Below are 17,272 nucleotides of genomic sequence, written 5' to 3'. Positions count from 1 at the left end.
CTCACCCCCGCAGCCGCTTCCACAACTCGGGCGTGAGCAGCAGGAAAACCGGGATCAGCTCGATACGTCCGGCCCACATCTGGATCATCAGGACGATCTTGGAGAGCGGGTGCAAATCGGCATAAGAGTGAAGGCCCAGCCCCGGCCCGGCGTTGCCGATGGCCTGGGCAGCGGCAGTGAACCCCAGCACGAAGTTGTTCTCGGCCACAGAGATCACCAGGGTCGAAGCGGCCAGCAGGCCCACATAAAGGGTGATAAAGGCCGCGACCGAGCGCATCACGTCCTCGCTGATGGGCCGTCCGCCGATGCGCAGGGTTACCACCGCTTGAGGGTGTACGGAGCGCAGCAACTCGCGGCGCACCAGGGCTCCGATGACCAACCAGCGCAGCACCCGGATCCCACCGGTGGAGGACCCGGCGCAGCCCCCCACGAACATCAGGGCCAGCAAGATGGCTTGGGCCGCAGGAGCCCAGCCGGAGAGGGGGGTGCTCCGAAAGCCGGTGGTGGTGATGTAAGAGGTCACATTGAAGAAAGCATGGCGCAGGGCCTCAGAAAAGCTATAGGACTCCCCGTTGCTGGGGTGGGTGTAGAGCAAGAGGGTAAGCCCCAGTCCGGCGATCAGAATGATCGCGCTGTAGACCCGGAACTCGAGCTCCCCCAGCAGCTTCGGGTCACGCCGGAAAAAGAACCGATACTGTAGCAGGAAGTTAGCCCCGCCCAAGAACATGAACAGCGTGCCCATCCACTGGGCCAGTGGAGGATACGTTTCAAAGCTGTAGGGGTTGGGGCTGAAGCCGCCGGTAGAAAGGGTAGAGAGTGCGTTGCCCACCGCCTCAAAGGAAGGTACCCCGGCCAGGGCGTACGCCACGGCAGCCAGCAGGGTCAGCCCACCGTAGACTACCGCTACGTTGCGGGAGGCACTGCGCAGGCGGGGGGTGAGGGACTCACGCCCCAATCCAGTGTTCTCGCTCAGGAAAATCTGCCGACCGGCCACCCCTAACAAGGTCAGCACCGAGGCCAGCAGCACCAAGATGCCCAACCCCCCTAACCACTGGCTCAGGTTGCGGTACAAGAGCAGGGTATAGCCTATGGAGCTGAATTCCCCCAGGGTGCTGGCCCCGCTGGTGGTGAACCCTGCGGTGGCCTCAAACAATCCATTTAGAAAAGGCATCCCCCCAGAGAACCAATAGGGAAAAGCTCCCAGCGGGGGAACCATTGCCCATAGCACCACCACCGAGAGCAAGGCCTCGGCTCGGCTGGGTTCTTCCCATCCTCTCCCGGCCCGGCGAAAGGCCACCCCCAGACCAATTCCCAGCAGGGCGCCTAGGCCAAACCCCAGCCCCGGCTCGCGCAGGGCCAGCGCGGCCACCGCCAGGAGGAGCAAAATCACCCCCAGGCTCAGATACACCGTTCCCAGGAAAAACAGCGTGACCTTAGGGATGTAGCGCTCAGGTAATCTGCTCGAGTACTGCATTGGACACCTGTCGGTCGGTAAGCACCAGGAGCTTGTCCCCTGCGGTGACGGCCAGTTGCGGGCTGCGCAAGTACACCTTGGTGCCGCGCTCTAAAGCCACCGCTACCGCCCCTCGCGGTAGCTGCAGGTTTTCGAAAGGGATTTCTCGGAAGTTGCCCGGTAGCTCAAACTCCAGCAGCTCCACCTTGTCCTCAAACAAGGCCAGGTGGTCTACGTTTTCGGGTGAGAGCCAGTCCACCACCTCGCGCACCGCAGCCGCCCGTGGGGTGAGGGGGATGTCAATGCCCACATGCTCAAAAAGGCGGCGGTTCTCACCTCGGTTGACTCGAGTCACCACCTTCTGCACCCCAACTTGCTTAGCCAGAAGCGAAACCAGGAGGTTTTTTTCGTCGTTCTCGGTGACTGCCACGATGGCGTCAACATGCTCGAGCCCCTCCGCCTCCAGCAATTCCAGATCGGTGCCGTCCCCCTCCAACACCAAAGCCCCCGGCAATTGCTCAGCCAGCCAGGCGCAGCGGTCGGGGTCGTGGTCAATGATGGTCACTTCCAGCCGCACCCGCAGCAGCTCTTGGGCCACTATGTACCCCACGTTGCCCCCCCCCACCACCATGACCCGCCGCACCCGGCCTTTGGGCGCGAAGCAGGCCTGGATGGCATCGAAGCCCGTTGGGGTGGTCATGAAAAAAATGCGATCCTCGGGCTCCAGGGTCAAGCTGCTGAAACCGGGGTCGGTCACCGCCATGAAGCGGCCTTCGCGCAGGATTCCTGCCATAAAACTACCGTCGGGCCAATCCAGCAGGGCGAGCTCTTTTCCAGCATAGGGACCGCCCTCCCGCACTTGATACTCCACAAAGCGCAGCCGCCCACCGGCTAGGGTCTCTGTGTCCACCGCTCCGGGGACCCGAATCACCTCCACGATCTCCCTGGCCAGACTGCGCTGGGGCCAGAACACCTGGTCAATTCGGGCTCCCAGCAGCTCAACGGTGCGGGGATCGGTGAGGATGTCCATATAGGTTTGTTTGCCCACGAAGCAGAGGGTTTCCTTAGCCCCTAGCCCTTTGGCCAGCATGCAGGCGATCAGGTTAACCTCGTCCCAATTGGTCGTCGCGATAAAGGTGTCGCAGAGGTCTACCTTGGCCTCGCGCAGCATCTCGGGGTCGGTGATGCTGCCGGTCACGATCTGCACGTCGAGGTTGCCGAGTCGCTCTTTGACCTCAGGATTGGTGTCCACCACTACCACATCGTGATCTTTGTGGATGGCTTTGGCGATTTGTGAGCCGATCTCGCCGCCCCCTGCGATAACTATGTGCATGGTTGCTCCGCTTTGCTCTGGGGTGCCCCCGGATCCCCGAGGGCTACGCCCCTACAAAAACCACCCCCAACCCTGGATTCCTCTACAAGCGCCGCGTGGGGGTATAGAGCAGGGTTAGGGGTGAGGTTCATAGCAGGTTCTTTGGCTAGCTTACAACCGAATGGTTTGGCTTGCCAGATTCCCAATTCCCGGCTTCCAAGCGATGGTCCCGGTCATCTCCCCGTGAAGGTCATAGGTCTCGGCCCCGGTGATGCGCACCCGAATGAGGTCCCCGATTTTTACCGTGCCATCGGTAGTGGCATAGACCAGGCCGTCGATCCCCGGCGCATCGTACTTGCTGCGCCCAACCACCTGGCCCGGCCACTCGCCGTAGCTGTCTACGATCACCTCGAGCTCCTTCCCCACCTTAGCCAGATTTTTCTCGAGGCTGATTCGGCTCTGCAACTCCATCAGCCGGGCCTGGCGCTCCTCTTTGACCTCCTGAGGAACCTGCCCCGGCAGGGCGTTGGCGGCAGCCCCCTCGACCTCGGAGTAGGGGAAGCAGCCTACCCGGTCCAGCCGGGCTTCGCCGAGGAACTCGAGCAACAGCTCGAAGTCTTCCTCCGTCTCCCCCGGAAACCCCACGATAAAGGTGCTGCGGATGGCCAGATCGGGAGCGATCGAGCGCCAGCGCTGCAGGGTTTCCAGATGAGACTCGGCCCCACCCGGTCGGCGCATGGCCCGCAGAACTCGAGGCGAGGCGTGCTGTAGGGGCACATCAAGGTAGGGCAGCAGCTTGCCCTCGGCCATCAGGGGGATCAGCTCGCGGACATGAGGATAAGGATAAACGTAGTGCAGCCGCAGCCACGCCCCCAAACCGGACAGCTCCCGCACCAAATCCACCAGATGCGCCCTTACCTCTTTCCCGGCGTAATCCGAGCCGCGATGGCGGAGGTCTACCCCGTAGGCCGAGGTGTCCTGGGCGATGATCAACAACTCCTTGGTTCCGCTACCGACCAGACGGGTGGCCTCAAACAAAACCTCAGCGGCGTCGCGCGAAACCTGCAACCCCCGCAGCTGGGGGATGATGCAGAAGCTGCACTTGTGGTTGCAACCCTCAGCGATCTTTAGGTAGGCATAGTGGCGTGGGGTGAGCTTGACCTGAGGGGGGATGAGGCGGGTAAAGGGATTGGCCTCGGGGGGGACGACCTGATGCACCGCCTCGAGCACCTTCTCGGTCTCGCCGGGGCCGGTGACCTCCAGCACCTGCGGGTGGGCCGCTTTTATCACCTCGGGCTTGGCCCCCAAGCAGCCGGTGACAATCACCTTGCCGTTTTCAGCCAGCGCCTCCCCAATGGCGGCCAGGGACTCCTCCACCGCCGGGGTGATGAACCCACAGGTATTGACCACCACCAGCTCGGCCCCCGCGTAGCTCGGTGCGGTCTCGTACCCCTCGGCGCGTAAGCGCGAAAGGATCTGCTCGGAATCTACCAGGGCTTTAGGACACCCCAGGCTGACGAACCCCACTTTACCGGCCATTGCTTCCCCCAAAGTGCCCCGACCAACCCTCCGGGCACAACAGCTTTCCAGTATAGCAGGCCGTCTGGAGGCGGGGCGATTGACGCAGGGCTGGGGCTTTCCTACCCTTGGTCTATGCCGCTGGTTTTGTGGATACTGGGAGTGATGGGGTTGGGGTGGGTTTGGGCCGGTGGAGGGTCGCTCGAGCAGGCCCCTAAGCCCGTTCAGTACCGCTGTGCAGACGGGTTCAGCCTGGCGGTGACCTACCTCGAGGGGGGGCAGCTGGCCCGCTTTCGCTACGGAGGGCGAACTTACACCCTTCGCACCGCGCTTTCAGCAGATGGGGCGCGGTATGTCAGTGGGAACCTGGAGTGGTGGACACGGGGCAACCGGGCCTTTTTGGCTACGCTTCGTCCGGATAAAATTCTGCACCGCGATTGCCTAGCCCAGTAGCGCGCTTCCAAGCCCCGGTGCCGGTTCTGAGGTGAGCCTCGGGTACACTGTCCGAGTGAGCCAGGTTGAACCTCGAGCCATCGCGGTGTTTGCTGCAGAGGGGAGTGAGGCCCAGGCCCTGCGTGAGGGCCTGGGTTTGCACGAAGCGGTCGTAGGGCCCATGCCCATCCATCGGGGTAGGTTTGCGGAACGAGAGATCGTGCTGCTCGAGGCTGGGGTGGGCAAGGCGGCGGCGGCGGCCAGCGTTACCTATGCCCATACCCGCTTCGCCCCAGAGCAGGCGGTCTGGGTCGGGGTAGCCGGGGCCCTCAACCCGGCCTTTCAGCCGCTCGACTTGATCATTGCCTTCGATGCGGTGCAATACGATGTGGACATCACCGCCTTTGGCCGCCAGCCGGGTGAGCTAGCCACCGGAGAACGGTTTCTCCCCACCGACCCTGAGCTCTCCCACCGCCTGTATCAAGCTGCGGTGCGGCTGGGGTTTCCGGTGTACTGGGGCCGCCTGGCCAGTGCGGATCGCTTCCTGGCAGACCCCGGCTTAGCCCATCAGGTACGGCAGACCTTCGCCGCTGACGCGGTGGAGATGGAAGGAGCCGCAGCCTTGTGGGCCGCCCGCAGCCTGGGACTGCGCCTGGCGCTGGTGCGGGCCATCTCCGATGGCGCTGGAGAGGAGGCCAATGAGTCCTTCGAGGTGCTCCTGGAGAGCGCTTCTGCCCGGTTGGCGGCTCTTCTGGTGGGGATGCTGGGTGGGTAAGTGCACTTGTCACAGCCTGGGGGAAATCTTGGCATAGCATTGGACTGGTTGCCGGGGTTTCCCGCTGCCGATGAGGACCGCCATGACCCTTATTTTTGCTCCCGAAGGCCGGATTGCCCAAGTTCTGGGCCGAGCCTTGCGCCTCGAGCGGGAATTGGACGGCCCCTGGCTGATTCACGGGGGGCAGGTCGGGCGGCATGAGGTGGTGCTGCTCGAGACCGAGAGGGGCAAAGTGGCCGCTGCCGCTGCGGTGGCCTATGCGCGCCAGCGCTTCAATCCAAGCCAGGCCTTCGGGGTGGGCTTGGCCCAGGCCCTGGATCCTCAGCTCAAGCCGTTAGACCTAATCGTGGCGCAGGACGGGGTGCAGTACGATCTGGCATTTGGAGCGCCAACAGAGCACCTGGTCGCGGCAGACCCGGTGCTTTCCCAGCGGGTCTTGCGAGCCGCCCAGGCATTGGGGCAGCCGGTGCGAACCGGTCGGGTGGCCACCGCCGACCGCTTCCCCTCGAGCCCGGCCGAGGTTGCCCACCTGCGCGAACGCTTGGCCGCCGATGTTGCCGAGATCGGAGGGGCCGCAGCCTTGTGGAGCGCGAGAAAAACCGGGATACCCCTGGCCCTCATACGGATGGTGGGGGATGCAGAGCACCTGGAGCCTGCGGCCCGGCACTTGGCCGAGCTGATGGTCAAGGTGCTCGAGGGCTGAGCCTTTCCCGCTCAAGGGTAGACGGGTCTCCCAATTTCGGGGGGACCGACCGGTATACTGAAGAAGATCCTTGATGCTAAGGGCTAGGTATCCCACCCCTATATACCGATCCTGGGTATAGGAGGGCTGTGCTGCTTGGGATGTGCTCGGGGAGGAACCTATGGGAGTGAGAGAACCGAGGGCGTTCGCGGAAGAGCTCGAGCACACCGACGGCGGCCATGTTAAGTTGTTCAGCGGCAACGCCAATCGGCCCCTGGCCGAGGCCGTAGCCAAAGCCCTGGGGCTACGGCTGGGGGAGGCTACGGTGGAGCGCTTCCCTGATGGCGAGGTGCAGGTGCGCTTGCTGGAGAGCATTCGTGGGGATGATGTGTACCTGCTTCAGCCCACCGCCCCTCCGGTCAACGACAACCTGATGGAGCTTCTGGTGATGGCCGATGCGGTGCGCCGCAGCAGTGCAAAGCGGATTAACGCGGTGATTCCGTACTTCGGTTATGCCCGCCAGGATAAACAAACCCGGGGCCGTGAGCCCATCAGCGCACGGTTGGTGGCCGGTCTCATCGAGCACGTGGGGGTAGACCGGGTCATCACCGTAGACCTCCATGCCCCCCAGATCCAGGGGTTTTTCTATCATCCGGTGGACGAGCTTTCCGCGGTGCGCCTCTTTGCGGAATACCTCGAGGCCAAGGGCTTTACCCGCAACGCGGTGGTGGTCTCTCCCGACTCGGGCCGGGCCGAGCAAGCCCGGCGGCTCTCCGAGCGGCTCGAGCTTCCGCTGGCGATCCTGGCCAAGCGGCGAATTGGGCCGCGAGAGACCCAGGTCAGCTACGTGATCGGGGATGTGGCGGGTAAGCGCCCCCTGATCGTGGACGACATCATCTCTACCGGGGGAACCATCCGCCGGGGGGTGGAGGCGCTGGTGGCGGCGGGGGCCCTGCCCGAAACCATTGTGATGGCCTCGCATGCGGTTTTGGTGGGACCGGCTCGAGAGAACCTGGCCCACCCCGCCATCCGCGAGGTGCTGTTCACCGACACCATTGCCCTGAACCCCAGCCTGGGTTACACCATCCTCTCGACCGCGCCGCTCTTGGCCCAGGCCATCCAGCGTGTGCACACCAATCAGTCGGTGAGCGTGCTGATTTAGGGCTGGCTCGAGAGGTTGAGCATTCCCGCTCCGACCTGCTGGGGTGTGAACGGGAGAGGGGTGGCGGCGGCCTTGAGCTTGACCTCGATCTCCGAAGGGCTCAGGCCTGGGTTAGCCTCGCGCCACAGCGCCAGCGCTCCAGCCACCAATGGGGTAGCGAAGGAAGTGCCCTCGTAGACATACTGCCCCACCGCGATGTCCTGTCCTGGCGCAGCGATATCCAGATAGTCAATGTTGACCCCCTGGCTGCTAAAGCCCGCCGGCGACCACTGCCCAGAAAGCGGGTCCTGGGTCAGGGCGGCCACCGCCACCAGGCCGGGCAAGGGGTGGGCGGCTGGGTAGTGTCTGGGGGTCAGCTTGACCAAGGCACCATCGTGGATATCAGGGCCCTGATTCCCCCCGGCGGCGGCCACCAGGGTGCCCTTGCTCAGGGCATAGCCGAGGATGGCCTCGAGCACGCCCACCGGGGTATCCCCCCCCAGGCTTAAGTTGAGCACTAGCTTGCTGCGATCGGGTACCTGGCCGATGGCGTAGCACACCCCTCGCACCACGTTGCTGGCCAGGCATAATCCGTTGCGGTCGCACACTTTTACCGGCAAAACCGTAGCCTGAGGAGCCACCCCCAGTTTGGCCCCAGCCGCCAGAACCGCGATAGGGGTGCCGTGCAGCGGGGTTTGGCTGCTGGGGTTGACAAAGTCGTCGGTTAGGTCCGTGCTGTTGTCCACAAAATTGAACCCCGGCTGCAGGTTGACAGTGTCTCCAGCGACGGTGGCTGTGGGGCTCGCTCCAGCCGTGGGGGTTGTGGTTAGGCCTGTGTCCAAAACCGCGATGGTGATCCCTTTCCCGCTGCGGTTGCGCAGCTTCGCAGCCGGCGCACCGATGGCTCCCAGGTGATCCACCCCACCCGCACCCCCGGCGGACTGGGGGTCTGCCCGGTACACGATGTTCAGTTGGTCAAGCTCGGCCAGGGCTTCCCCCAGGGGCTTTCCCCCCACATCCACCACGCCGAGGGAGCCCGAACAGGGATCGTTAGGGTCCGATGAACTGGGGTTGAGCGGCTGAAGGGCCTGGATAAACCGGAACCCTAGGGCCCCAATCTGCTTCTGGGCTTCCCCCAGATTGGTGCCGGACTTAACCGTGACCACCAATTGGTTGGGAACCACCTCACCCAGCACCCCCAGGGTTGCGGCGGCGAACCGATCCCCGGACTGGGCTTGCACGGTCTGTGGCCCAGCCGGGGTGTCCTGCGGAACGCTGAAGGTCAGGGTCTGGGGATCGAGTTTTTGGGTCGGCACCTCGGCTGTGCCGATAAATAACCGGGTTCCCTCCGCAGAAAGCCCCTTTAATCTGACCGTGACGGTCTCCCCTCGAGCCGCCTGGGGAGGGAGCAGGGTGAGGCTGGGGGGAATCGAGGGGGGAATACAGGCGGTCAACAGGGCCAACAACAGCAGTCCAATCCAGCGCACGATGTACCTCCAGCCTTAGATGTATCAAAAAAGCCGTTAAGCCTGCGTTACGGCCGCTCAGCGAGGCCGGGTAGGGCCATTGCCCTGGTGGGAGCGAAGCGCCTGAAGCTCGGCTTTATAGCGCTCGGCCATATCCTGATGGCCGCTTTTTTCCAGCAAAAGGATGGCTTCTTCCAGGGCTTCCACATCGGACAACAGCTCGGCCAGATTGGCCAAGGCCATGGCCATGATCAGCGTCTCTCCTGCCTGGCGGGCCAGGGCCAGGGCCTGCCGGTAAGCCTCCTCGGCTTCTACCCGGCGATTCTGGTAGTGCAACACCACCCCGATGTTGTTCCAGGCGCGCGCCGAGGTGTCTAGTGTCCCCGCCTCCAGGGCCAGGGCTGCTGCTTGGGTGTAGACCTTTTCGGCTTCTGGGTAGTCCTTGCGTTGCTCGAGGGCCATCCCAAGGTTGATCAGGATCCTCGACTGCACGGCGGGGTTGTGTTGGGCGGCGGCCAACACCTTGGCCAACAACTCCTCTGCCGCTTCCCCGGCATAGATCTGGGACATGGCTTCGTTGTTCAGCGCTTCGATCCACCGGGTGTCTTCCCCCAGCAGTTGCCAGAGGTTAGCGGCCCGCCGAAAGAAGCCGGTGGCCTCGCTAAAGTGTCCGGCCGCGAGGGCCAGGTGCCCGAGGGTATTCAGGGCCTCGGCTCGAGCCCGAGTTTCTCCCTCCAGGGCCCGCTCCGCCAGGGCTTTGGCCTCCCCCAGCTTTCCCAGCCGCCAGAGCAAAGTTCCTTTTAGGGCCAGAACCTCATGCTCGTCGGGTAAGCCTTGAAGGGCCTCGAGGGCCTCCCGGTACTGCCCGGCCCGTTCCAAGGCCCGGGCTCGCAGCAAGTTTAGCTGGGGATCCGCAGGAACCTCGGCCAGGGTTTCCGCGGCGCGTTGGGGAAATCCGCGCCGCAGCAGTTCCTCGGCCCAGGCTTTGTAAGCCCGATGCATTCCCGGGAGCTCGCTCGCCCCCCCGAGGGCTCTGGCCTGCCGGTACAAGGGGAAGGCCTCGAGGTCAGGCAGGAGTGGGGCCAAGCCCAGCACCAGCCGGGTCTCGAGGGCCGGGCGGGCGGAGAGCCAGCTCCGGGCTACCGAGCGAGCCCGCACCGATCCCGAGGGCTCGAGCAGTCCAGCGGTGAAGAGCTCCTCTAAGGCTTGGGCCACCTCGGTGGCCCCCAGCCCCAGGGCCTTGCGCACGGTGGCCAGGTTGGGGGTTTCAAGCAGGGAAAGGGCTCCGTACACCATCCGGCCCCCCTCGCTCAGCGGTTCCAGGCGGCTTTCCAGCACCCCCTCCAAGGGTTCTGAGCGCAGGAAAGCCCCCACCAGCGCGGGTAGCCCGCCCGTGGCCTCATACGCCCCGGGATGGGCGGCAAGCTCATCGGAGGAGAGCGGCCCTAGCTCGAGCACGGCATCCGGCTCGAAGGGGGGTTTGTCGCGCGAGGCCACCACCACCCGGACTCTAGAGCGTAGATCTCGCAGGCGCACCAGCAGTCCGCGGCTTTCCGCATCCATGCGGTTCCAACCGTCAATCAGCCACAGCCCCTCCTGGCTCGAGAGGGTACGCAGAAGGACGTCCGGGGTATTCAAGGCCGGGCCCAGCAGGGGCTCGAGGGTGGCGTAAGGCAGACCCGAGCGGGCCGGAAGGTAGATGCCTCCCGGCTCGAGCCGCCGCAGCAGCGCGGTCTTGCCCATTCCCGCCCCCCCGCGCACCCAGGCCCATTCGCCGGGGCGCAGGCCCAGCAGCTTCTCCAGCTCGCGCTTTCGGCCCACAAAGCTTTGGCGCAGGCGTCCCCGTGCGGCCTCTCCCGAGAGGGAGAGCTCGAGGCCCAGCTCCTGGGCTTCTCGCTTGATGTGCTCGGCCAGCGGGTTTCCTCCAGCCAACAACAGGGGATAAAAGCGGGGCAGTTCCTCGGGCTCAGGGGGTGGGGCTCCGGGAAGACGGTACGCGGCCTCAGCGGCGGTGGCCGCCTCGGCAAAGCGGCCAGTGGCTGCCTCACGCTCGGCCAGCTCGAGGTAGGCCAGCCGCACCTCGCGGGCCAAGGCCTCCCGTGTGCTGAAGATCCACTCCTCCAGCTCTTCCCCGCCTTCCCCCCCAGCCCCTTCCAGAAATGCCCCTTGGTATAGGTGTATTGCCTTGGCCAGGCGACCAGCCCGCAGTTCCTCGCGCACCTCCAGGGCATCGCAACCTAGGGTGGTCCAGGCCCGCTCCTCGTCGGCAAAGACCACCCCCAGCTGCCGTAGCCGGTGCAACACCACTTTGAGGCTGTTGAGCGGGTCCGCGGCTTCCGGCCAGAACAACTCGGCCAGGAAGCGCCGGGGCTTAGGGCCTTCCAGGGCCAGATAGGCCAGCAGCAGCAACGGCTTAAAGGCCCCCCGCCGCAGGTTGGAACCGGCGAGCTCGAGGCCTCCTAGGGTTCGCAGCTGCATGACCTTCATTCTTATAGCTTCTTCTGCCCGTAGTAGGCATCTGGGCCATGCTTGCGGCGGTAGTGCTTCTCGAGCAGCGCCGCTGGGATTTCCCTCAGATTAGGATTGAGCAAACGAGCATAGAGAGCCATTTGAGCGACCTCCTCGAGCACTACCGCATTGTGCACTGCTTCCCCAGCATTCTTACCCCAAACGAAAGAAGCATGGTTGCGCAGCAACACCGCAGGGACATCAGTAGGATTTATCCTCCGACGGTGAAACTCCTCTACGATTGCCAAGCCAGTGTAGTGCTCATAGCCTTGGCTAATCTCTTCAGGCCTAAGGTCACGGGTACAGGGAATGATGCCACTAAAGTAGTCTGCCTGCGTCGTCCCATAGCAGGGCAAATCCAGTCCGGCTTGAGCCCAGACCGTGGCGTAGCGTGAGTGGGTGTGAACGATGCCCCCCACTCCAAATTCCTGAGCCAATACCAGATGGGTAGGGGTGTCAGAGGAAGGCCGTAGATTCCCCTCAACCACCCTACCGCTACTGACCTCCACCAAAACCATGCTTTGTGCAGTCAGGTCTTCGTAAGGCACCCCACTGGGTTTAATGGCCAGAAGATCAGCAGCAGGATCATAAGCTGAGGCATTGCCCCAGGTAAACACCACCAAACCTTGCCTAGGCAGAGCCAGATTCGCTTCTAAGGCTTGTTCTCGCAATTCTTTGGCTATCACCTTGCCAAGTGTACGATACACAGACCGCTTCGGGAAAATCTAACATTTTGTTATCTTACAAATGCACGTTTGCATAAATTGATCACCACACATAAAACAGTTTTGTGGGTTTTTGTGCAAACTGTGATATTCTATCTGTGCTAATGTTAGCGATCATCCATCCCAGTGTTTTGGGAGGCCAGCACTGAGGGGTGGGGAGGTAGCCTAATGAGGGAAGTAAAGGATATAACTAGTGCTAGCAACGTTATGAACGAGATCTTTGCCAGCGACACCCTAACTTTAGAGGAACTGCGCCACCGGCTCTCCAAGCCCGCCTTCAAAGCGCTACAGGCCACTATAGAAAAGGGGGTGGCCATAGATCCGGCCATCGCCGATACCGTAGCCCTAGCCATGAAAACCTGGGCCCTGGAAAAAGGGGCCACCCACTACACCCACTGGTTCCAGCCGCTCACCGGTCTGACGGCTGAAAAGCACGACAGCTTCCTAACCCCGACCTCTGAGGGTTCAGCGATTGCCCAGTTTGGGGGTAAAGACCTGATCCAAGCCGAGCCCGATGCCTCTTCCTTTCCCTCTGGGGGCATCCGTGCGACCTTTGAAGCCAGGGGCTACACCGCCTGGGATCCAACTTCCCCGGCGTTCATCATGCGCCATTCCAACGGCGCCACCCTGTGTATCCCCACCGCCTTTGCCTCCTGGACGGGCGAAGCGCTAGACCTAAAAATTCCCCTGTTGCGCTCAATCGAGGCTCTGAATAAAGCGGCGCAAAAGGTGCTGCCACACTTCGGCATTCAGGCCAACAAAGTCTCCTCCACCCTGGGGGCTGAGCAAGAGTATTTCTTGATTGATGAAGAGTTTTACCTGGCAAGGCCCGACCTGGTGATGACCGGGCGTACCCTCTTCGGGGCCAAACCCCCTCGAGGACAAGAGCTAGAAGACCACTATTTTGGCAGCATCCCTGACCGGGTCCTGAGCTTCATGACCGATGCTGAGCACCAGCTGTATGCCCTGGGCATTCCCATCAAAACCCGTCACAACGAGGTCGCGCCCGGACAGTTTGAGATCGCTCCGATCTTTGAGCCCAGCAATATCGCCGCCGACCACCAGCAGCTCATCATGCAAGTCCTGAAGAACACCGCCCGCAAACACGGGATGGTGGCCCTGCTGCACGAGAAGCCCTTTGCTGGCATTAACGGCTCGGGAAAGCACTGCAACTGGAGCATCGGAACGGATACTGGAATCAACCTGCTCGAGCCGGGCGATGATCCCCAAAGCAACCTCTCCTTTTTGTTCTTCTGTGCTGCAGTGATCCGCGCGGTAGATGTCCATCAAGACCTCCTGCGCATCAGCGTGGCCTCGGCCTCCAACGATCACCGGCTGGGGGCCAACGAAGCCCCCCCTGCGATCCTCTCGATCTTTTTGGGGAGCGAGCTGACCGGGGTCTTTGAGCGGCTGGTCAGCGGCAAGGGCAGCGGCAAAAAGCCTGGGCTGCTCAAGCTGGGAACCCCCGTACTGCCCCATCTGCCCCTGCACGCCGGGGATCGCAACCGCACCTCGCCCTTCGCCTTTACCGGGAACAAGTTTGAGTTTCGTGCGGTAGGCTCGTCGCAGAGCATCTCGCTGCCCATTACCGTGCTCAACACCATCGTAGCTGAGAGCATTGACGTGCTGGGGGAGCGGCTGGAAGCCGGGTTAAAAAAGGGCAAGAGCCTGGAGGAGGCCCTGCTCGAGGTGCTCAAAGACACCTACAAAAAGCACAACCGGATCATCTTCAACGGCGATGGTTATAGCGAGGCCTGGCACCAGGAGGCTGAGCGGCGCGGGCTTCTGAACCTGCGCACCGCCCTCGACGCAATTGAACGGCTCACCAGCGAGAAAAACGCGGCTCTTTTTGCCAAGTATGGGGTGCTCAACGAGCGGGAGCTCGAGGCCCGGCAAGAGGTGATGTACGACATCTACTTCAAATCGGTGAACATCGAGGGCGAGACCACCGAATGGATTGCCCAGACCCAAATTCTCCCTGGAGCCCTGGCCTACCTGGCCGACCTCGAGGCCGTAAGCAAGAGCAAAGCAGCCGCTCGCACCGCCGAGCAGGTGACCAGAGCCACCGATGCCCTCTCAGACGCGCTCGAGGCCCTCAAGCAACAAAACGCCGCCCTGGGGGGAGATACCGTGCATGAAAAGGCTTATCACATGCGCGATCGGGTGTTGCCAGCGATGGGCGAGGTGCGTAAGGCGGCCGACGCCTTGGAGAAGCTGGTGGCTGCCGACCACTGGCCCCTGCCCAGCTATCGCGACATGCTCTTCATCAAGTAGGAACGGCCCGAATCCGCTCGAGCAACCGCCGAGCATATAGAGGAGCGTAGAAGAACCCCGCCGAGCCAAACCCGGTCAGCGCGAACCCGCCTGGAATTGCCCTGAGGTAGTGCCGGTCCAAGCGGTAGCGCACCCCGGCCCAGCTCGAGCGGGGTTCAACCCGGTACCCCAGCAGCCTCTGGCCGCTTTCCAGCAGCCATTCAACCTCCTCGGGAGCGGTGGTATGGGGCGTGTAGCTCAGGGTATGGGGCAGATAACTGCCCCCCAAGCTGTTCCCGGCCACATAGACCCCATAGGATCTTGCGGTTTCAAAGCGCTCTCGAAGCCCCAGCACCGAGCCCGCGGTAAAGCGCCCGCCCAAACCGACCAGATGGGCCCCGCTGGCCCCGCCCGCATAGATCACACGCCTTGCCCACAGCGCCTCCCCCTCCGCGGTATACAACGTGTTCCCGTCCAGGAAAGCGATTTTGACATGCTGAAGGTTCAGCCCCTCGCGCAGGCGGGCCAGAAGCGACGCGGGCTCGAGCCAGGCCGCATTTTCTAGGTATATCCCCTCTTCGGTCCAGCGATGGGGGATGGAGCGGTGGTGCAGCTTGGCCCTCCAGGCCGCCCGGTCGGGCTCAGGTACTGGGCGCACAACCCCCCGGTGCACCAGAGTGTGGCGGGGATAAAAGGCCCAGAGGGCTTCCAGGGCCTCTTCTGCCTCCGGCGCCACGCTTCCGCGCTGGCCCCGCACAGGGTTGAGCAGGGCGACCGGAACCGTGCTGGCCCCTCCGAGCTCCTCGCTGAGCACCAAAACCTCGAGGCCTGCATCTTGCAGGACCCGAGCTGCGGTTAGCCCGGCAATCCCCGCCCCCAGGACAACGATCTCGGCCTCTAACCTCTTCAACGGTCCTCAGGCCCGATGACCCCGGGTATAGAAGATGAACGATTCCCCCTCGCGCAGGCACAAACCGCGCTCACAAAGGGCCTCGAGGGTTTCTCTGGCCTGGGCTTGGGGCATCCCTACCAAACGCTCCAGTTCCGCTGGACTGATCCTTCCACCCTTGCGCCAGGCCGTTTGCATGGCCACCCGTTCGCGGGCGGCCGGGGAGATTCCCGCGCGCTCGAGCCGCAGGTTCCAGCGATACGCCCAGGCCCCCGCCCCGGCCCCCAGCAGGGCAGAAAGGGCAAAGCTTGGCCCGTTCCACTTGAAGGTGGCCAGGCTGAGGGCGAAAACCGCTCCCGCCACCGCAACGGCAATTACCAGGCGAGGCAACATAAACCCATTATCCACCCCGCACCGGCAGCGTCTGTTGTGCAATCTGGATTCCCCGCTCCAGGTAACACCGCAGTCCAGATTTACGGTCATTTATACCGATGAGTACGGCATGGGCGTTACATAAACCGTGAACGTTCAATCTGGGCATCCTTCCTCAGAAGGGTCTGCTACCCTGCGAGCGGTGACCCTGTTTGTGAACCCCGTTTCGACCCTCTCCCCCATCGAATCGCTGCAATACCGCCTGGAGTCCCTGCTGGCCCAGGCCTGGCAAGCCCTAAACCAAAGCCCGGAAAGCTCGAGCGGGCTGGCTCGAGAAGCCGAACACCTGGCCCGGCGGCTCGGGGATAACCACAATTGGGCCCATAGCCTGCTGATTTGGGGCGCATCGGCGCTATATGCCGGTCAGGCTCAGGAGGCGATCACCCTGCTGAGCCGAGCCCTGGCCGTTTACCGCTTTACCGGGGACGAACAAGGCCAGTGGAGCTGCCTTATGGCCATCGCTCGAGCCTGGACACACCTGGGCGAGGTGGAACAGGCCCACGAGACCCAGGCCGTAGCCCATGGCTTCCCCCAGCATGAAGACTTCAGCGCCCAGGCCGCTTGGTTGCGCTGGTTTGGAGGAGTATAGGGCCATCCCCAGCCTCCTGACACTTCCCCCTCCAGAGCGTCACCCCGATCTCGGTTTTTGCCTGTCCAGGGCGTGATATTTGCGCTTGACTCGGGCCGGGGTTCGTTGCAAGCTGAGATATGGAGCGTTCTGAGCTGAAGCGCGAAGTCTGGCAGGATGTGGAGGTGCATCTCGAGCTCTCCCTTGAGTTTGACCCGGAGGCGCTGATCCAAGGCCATCCGGGTCTCGCGTTGGTTCTGGCTGAGCTGCTCATCGGGCCACCGCGGTACTGGCGCGATGAGGCCGAGCTGTTGCCCTTTGCCGGGCTCAAGAGCCTGGAAGCCCAGCTCCCCCGGCTGCGCTTCCGCCCTCTCGAAACCCGGCGCCTGGCCCAGGCCCTAGACCGCATGTTTACCGCGCTCGAGTTCGAGATCGTAGGCCACAAGGTGCTAAGCGTACCCAACCTTCAGGCCCAGGGGTGGCAGGCCAAAAGTGGGGTCTGGCTTTGCCATCAGCCGCTGGCCTCGTAGCGCCCCGCCTCAAGGTAAAGTAGGGGGCAATGGGTCGGGTCTGGCTGATCGCGCTGCTGGTGGTGCTGGGGTTTTCGGTGCTCCTGTTCCTGAGCTTGCGGCCTCCAGGGGCTGGTGCCAGGCCCGCAGGCTCGAGCCATCCCAAGATGGGGCTGGACCTTCCTGACCCCCGCCTCACCCCCGGAGACGTGCTCACCCGCAGCAAGAACGAGATCTGCCGTCCCGGCTACGCCCGTAGCGTGCGGGATGTGCCCCAGGCGGTGAAAAACCAAGTGTATCGCCTGTATGGCATCTCCTCCCATGCCCCCGGCGAGTACGAGGTGGATCATCTGATCAGCCTTCAGCTGGGCGGTTCCAACTCCGTGAAAAACCTCTGGCCCCAATCCTACAAAACCCAGCCCTATAACGCCCACGTCAAAGATCGGCTCGAGAACAAACTGCACACCCTCATGTGCTCCGGCCAGATCTCGGTGCAAGAGGCCCAGCAAGCCATCGCCCAAAACTGGATCGAGGCTTACCGCAAGTACGTTGGGCCCCTACCCTGAGAGGGCCTATTTCATCTGCCCCTGAACTAAAGCCGATAAGCTC

At 63.1% G+C, this 17,272-nt stretch carries 16 protein-coding genes; 8 read left to right on the top strand and 8 right to left on the bottom strand.

The window, feature by feature from the left end:
- Position 1 precedes the first annotated feature (1 nt).
- The 3 genes from Mgrana_RS01145 to rimO form a co-directional block, all read right to left on the bottom strand.
- The gene (locus tag Mgrana_RS01145; RefSeq protein ID WP_119355763.1) at positions 2-1,474 is read right to left on the bottom strand and encodes a TrkH family potassium uptake protein; all 1,473 of its coding nucleotides are present in this window, start codon (positions 1,472-1,474) and stop codon (positions 2-4) included.
- A complete protein-coding gene (trkA, locus tag Mgrana_RS01140) occupies positions 1,449-2,786 on the bottom strand; it encodes a Trk system potassium transporter TrkA (RefSeq protein WP_119355762.1) in 1,338 nt (445 codons plus the stop codon). Before trkA ends, Mgrana_RS01145 begins: the two co-directional genes overlap by 26 nt.
- A 150-nt stretch (positions 2,787-2,936) precedes the next feature.
- Entirely contained in the window at positions 2,937-4,304 is a 1,368-nt protein-coding gene (gene rimO / locus Mgrana_RS01135; protein ID WP_119355761.1) for a 30S ribosomal protein S12 methylthiotransferase RimO, read from the bottom strand.
- 114 nt (positions 4,305-4,418) lie between these two features.
- Here rimO and Mgrana_RS01130 point away from each other — a divergent pair, with 114 nt between their 5' ends.
- From Mgrana_RS01130 to Mgrana_RS01115, 4 genes are all read left to right on the top strand, one after another.
- Complete coding sequence (locus Mgrana_RS01130) at positions 4,419-4,736, top strand: MliC family protein (RefSeq protein ID WP_119355760.1); 318 nt, start codon at positions 4,419-4,421, stop codon at positions 4,734-4,736.
- 55 nt (positions 4,737-4,791) lie between these two features.
- Complete coding sequence (mtnN, locus tag Mgrana_RS01125) at positions 4,792-5,490, top strand: 5'-methylthioadenosine/S-adenosylhomocysteine nucleosidase (RefSeq protein WP_240631194.1); 699 nt, start codon at positions 4,792-4,794, stop codon at positions 5,488-5,490.
- Positions 5,491-5,572: 82 nt separating this feature from the next.
- Positions 5,573-6,193: a 5'-methylthioadenosine/S-adenosylhomocysteine nucleosidase family protein gene (locus Mgrana_RS01120; protein WP_119355759.1), complete on the top strand. Its 621-nt coding sequence runs from the start codon at positions 5,573-5,575 to the stop codon at positions 6,191-6,193.
- A 160-nt stretch (positions 6,194-6,353) separates the two neighbouring features.
- Positions 6,354-7,334: a ribose-phosphate diphosphokinase gene (locus Mgrana_RS01115; protein WP_119355758.1), complete on the top strand. Its 981-nt coding sequence runs from the start codon at positions 6,354-6,356 to the stop codon at positions 7,332-7,334.
- Here Mgrana_RS01115 and Mgrana_RS01110 read toward each other — a convergent pair.
- From Mgrana_RS01110 to araD, 3 genes are read right to left on the bottom strand one after another with little or no spacing between them, the layout of a single operon-like run.
- Positions 7,331-8,800, bottom strand: a complete 1,470-nt coding sequence (locus Mgrana_RS01110) for a S8 family peptidase (protein WP_170146368.1) — start codon at positions 8,798-8,800, stop codon at positions 7,331-7,333. The two genes, Mgrana_RS01115 and Mgrana_RS01110, sit on opposite strands and share 4 nt — an antisense overlap.
- Before the next feature lie 57 nt (positions 8,801-8,857).
- A complete protein-coding gene (locus tag Mgrana_RS17190; RefSeq protein ID WP_119355800.1) occupies positions 8,858-11,257 on the bottom strand; it encodes a tetratricopeptide repeat protein in 2,400 nt (799 codons plus the stop codon).
- A gap of 11 nt (positions 11,258-11,268) precedes the next feature.
- Positions 11,269-11,973, bottom strand: coding sequence for an L-ribulose-5-phosphate 4-epimerase AraD (gene araD, locus Mgrana_RS01100; protein WP_240631193.1), 705 nt, complete (start codon positions 11,971-11,973; stop codon positions 11,269-11,271).
- A gap of 246 nt (positions 11,974-12,219) precedes the next feature.
- Here araD and Mgrana_RS01095 point away from each other — a divergent pair, with 246 nt between their 5' ends.
- A complete protein-coding gene (locus Mgrana_RS01095) occupies positions 12,220-14,286 on the top strand; it encodes a glutamine synthetase III family protein (protein ID WP_240631192.1) in 2,067 nt (688 codons plus the stop codon).
- Here Mgrana_RS01095 and Mgrana_RS01090 read toward each other — a convergent pair.
- A complete protein-coding gene (locus Mgrana_RS01090; RefSeq protein WP_119355755.1) occupies positions 14,279-15,175 on the bottom strand; it encodes an FAD-dependent oxidoreductase in 897 nt (298 codons plus the stop codon). The genes Mgrana_RS01095 and Mgrana_RS01090 overlap by 8 nt on opposite strands.
- Positions 15,176-15,181: 6 nt before the next feature.
- Positions 15,182-15,547, bottom strand: a complete 366-nt coding sequence (locus Mgrana_RS01085; RefSeq protein ID WP_119355754.1) for a hypothetical protein — start codon at positions 15,545-15,547, stop codon at positions 15,182-15,184.
- A gap of 181 nt (positions 15,548-15,728) precedes the next feature.
- Between Mgrana_RS01085 and Mgrana_RS01080 the strand changes: the two genes are divergently transcribed.
- From Mgrana_RS01080 to Mgrana_RS01070, 3 genes are all read left to right on the top strand, one after another.
- The gene (locus Mgrana_RS01080) at positions 15,729-16,175 is read left to right on the top strand and encodes a hypothetical protein (RefSeq protein ID WP_240631191.1); all 447 of its coding nucleotides are present in this window, start codon (positions 15,729-15,731) and stop codon (positions 16,173-16,175) included.
- Positions 16,176-16,294: 119 nt separating this feature from the next.
- A complete protein-coding gene (locus Mgrana_RS01075) occupies positions 16,295-16,684 on the top strand; it encodes a hypothetical protein (RefSeq protein WP_119355753.1) in 390 nt (129 codons plus the stop codon).
- 29 nt (positions 16,685-16,713) lie between these two features.
- A complete protein-coding gene (locus Mgrana_RS01070; RefSeq protein ID WP_119355752.1) occupies positions 16,714-17,229 on the top strand; it encodes an HNH endonuclease in 516 nt (171 codons plus the stop codon).
- The last annotated feature ends 43 nt before the right edge of the window (positions 17,230-17,272 follow it).

The organism is Meiothermus granaticius NBRC 107808 (assembly GCF_003574355.1).
GTDB classification, from domain to species: Bacteria; Deinococcota; Deinococci; order Deinococcales; family Thermaceae; genus Meiothermus; species Meiothermus granaticius.
Note: the sequence above shows the minus strand (reverse complement) of the source record. Positions and strands in the feature narration are given on the sequence as shown.

Bases quoted from the DNA above. Each gene is read 5' to 3' on its own strand.
- Mgrana_RS01120 (WP_119355759.1), top strand. From the start codon at position 5,573: ATGACCCTTATTTTTGCTCCCGAAGGCCGGATTGCCCAAGTTCTGGGC.
- Mgrana_RS01145 (WP_119355763.1), bottom strand. From the start codon at position 1,474: ATGCAGTACTCGAGCAGATTACCTGAGCGCTACATCCCTAAGGTCACG.
- Mgrana_RS01085 (WP_119355754.1), bottom strand. From the start codon at position 15,547: ATGTTGCCTCGCCTGGTAATTGCCGTTGCGGTGGCGGGAGCGGTTTTC.
- Mgrana_RS01115 (WP_119355758.1), top strand. From the start codon at position 6,354: ATGGGAGTGAGAGAACCGAGGGCGTTCGCGGAAGAGCTCGAGCACACC.
- Mgrana_RS01095 (WP_240631192.1), top strand. From the start codon at position 12,220: ATGAACGAGATCTTTGCCAGCGACACCCTAACTTTAGAGGAACTGCGC.
- rimO (WP_119355761.1), bottom strand. From the start codon at position 4,304: ATGGCCGGTAAAGTGGGGTTCGTCAGCCTGGGGTGTCCTAAAGCCCTG.
- trkA (WP_119355762.1), bottom strand. From the start codon at position 2,786: ATGCACATAGTTATCGCAGGGGGCGGCGAGATCGGCTCACAAATCGCC.
- Mgrana_RS01070 (WP_119355752.1), top strand. From the start codon at position 16,714: ATGGGTCGGGTCTGGCTGATCGCGCTGCTGGTGGTGCTGGGGTTTTCG.
- Mgrana_RS01130 (WP_119355760.1), top strand. From the start codon at position 4,419: ATGCCGCTGGTTTTGTGGATACTGGGAGTGATGGGGTTGGGGTGGGTT.
- Mgrana_RS01075 (WP_119355753.1), top strand. From the start codon at position 16,295: ATGGAGCGTTCTGAGCTGAAGCGCGAAGTCTGGCAGGATGTGGAGGTG.
- Mgrana_RS17190 (WP_119355800.1), bottom strand. From the start codon at position 11,257: ATGCAGCTGCGAACCCTAGGAGGCCTCGAGCTCGCCGGTTCCAACCTG.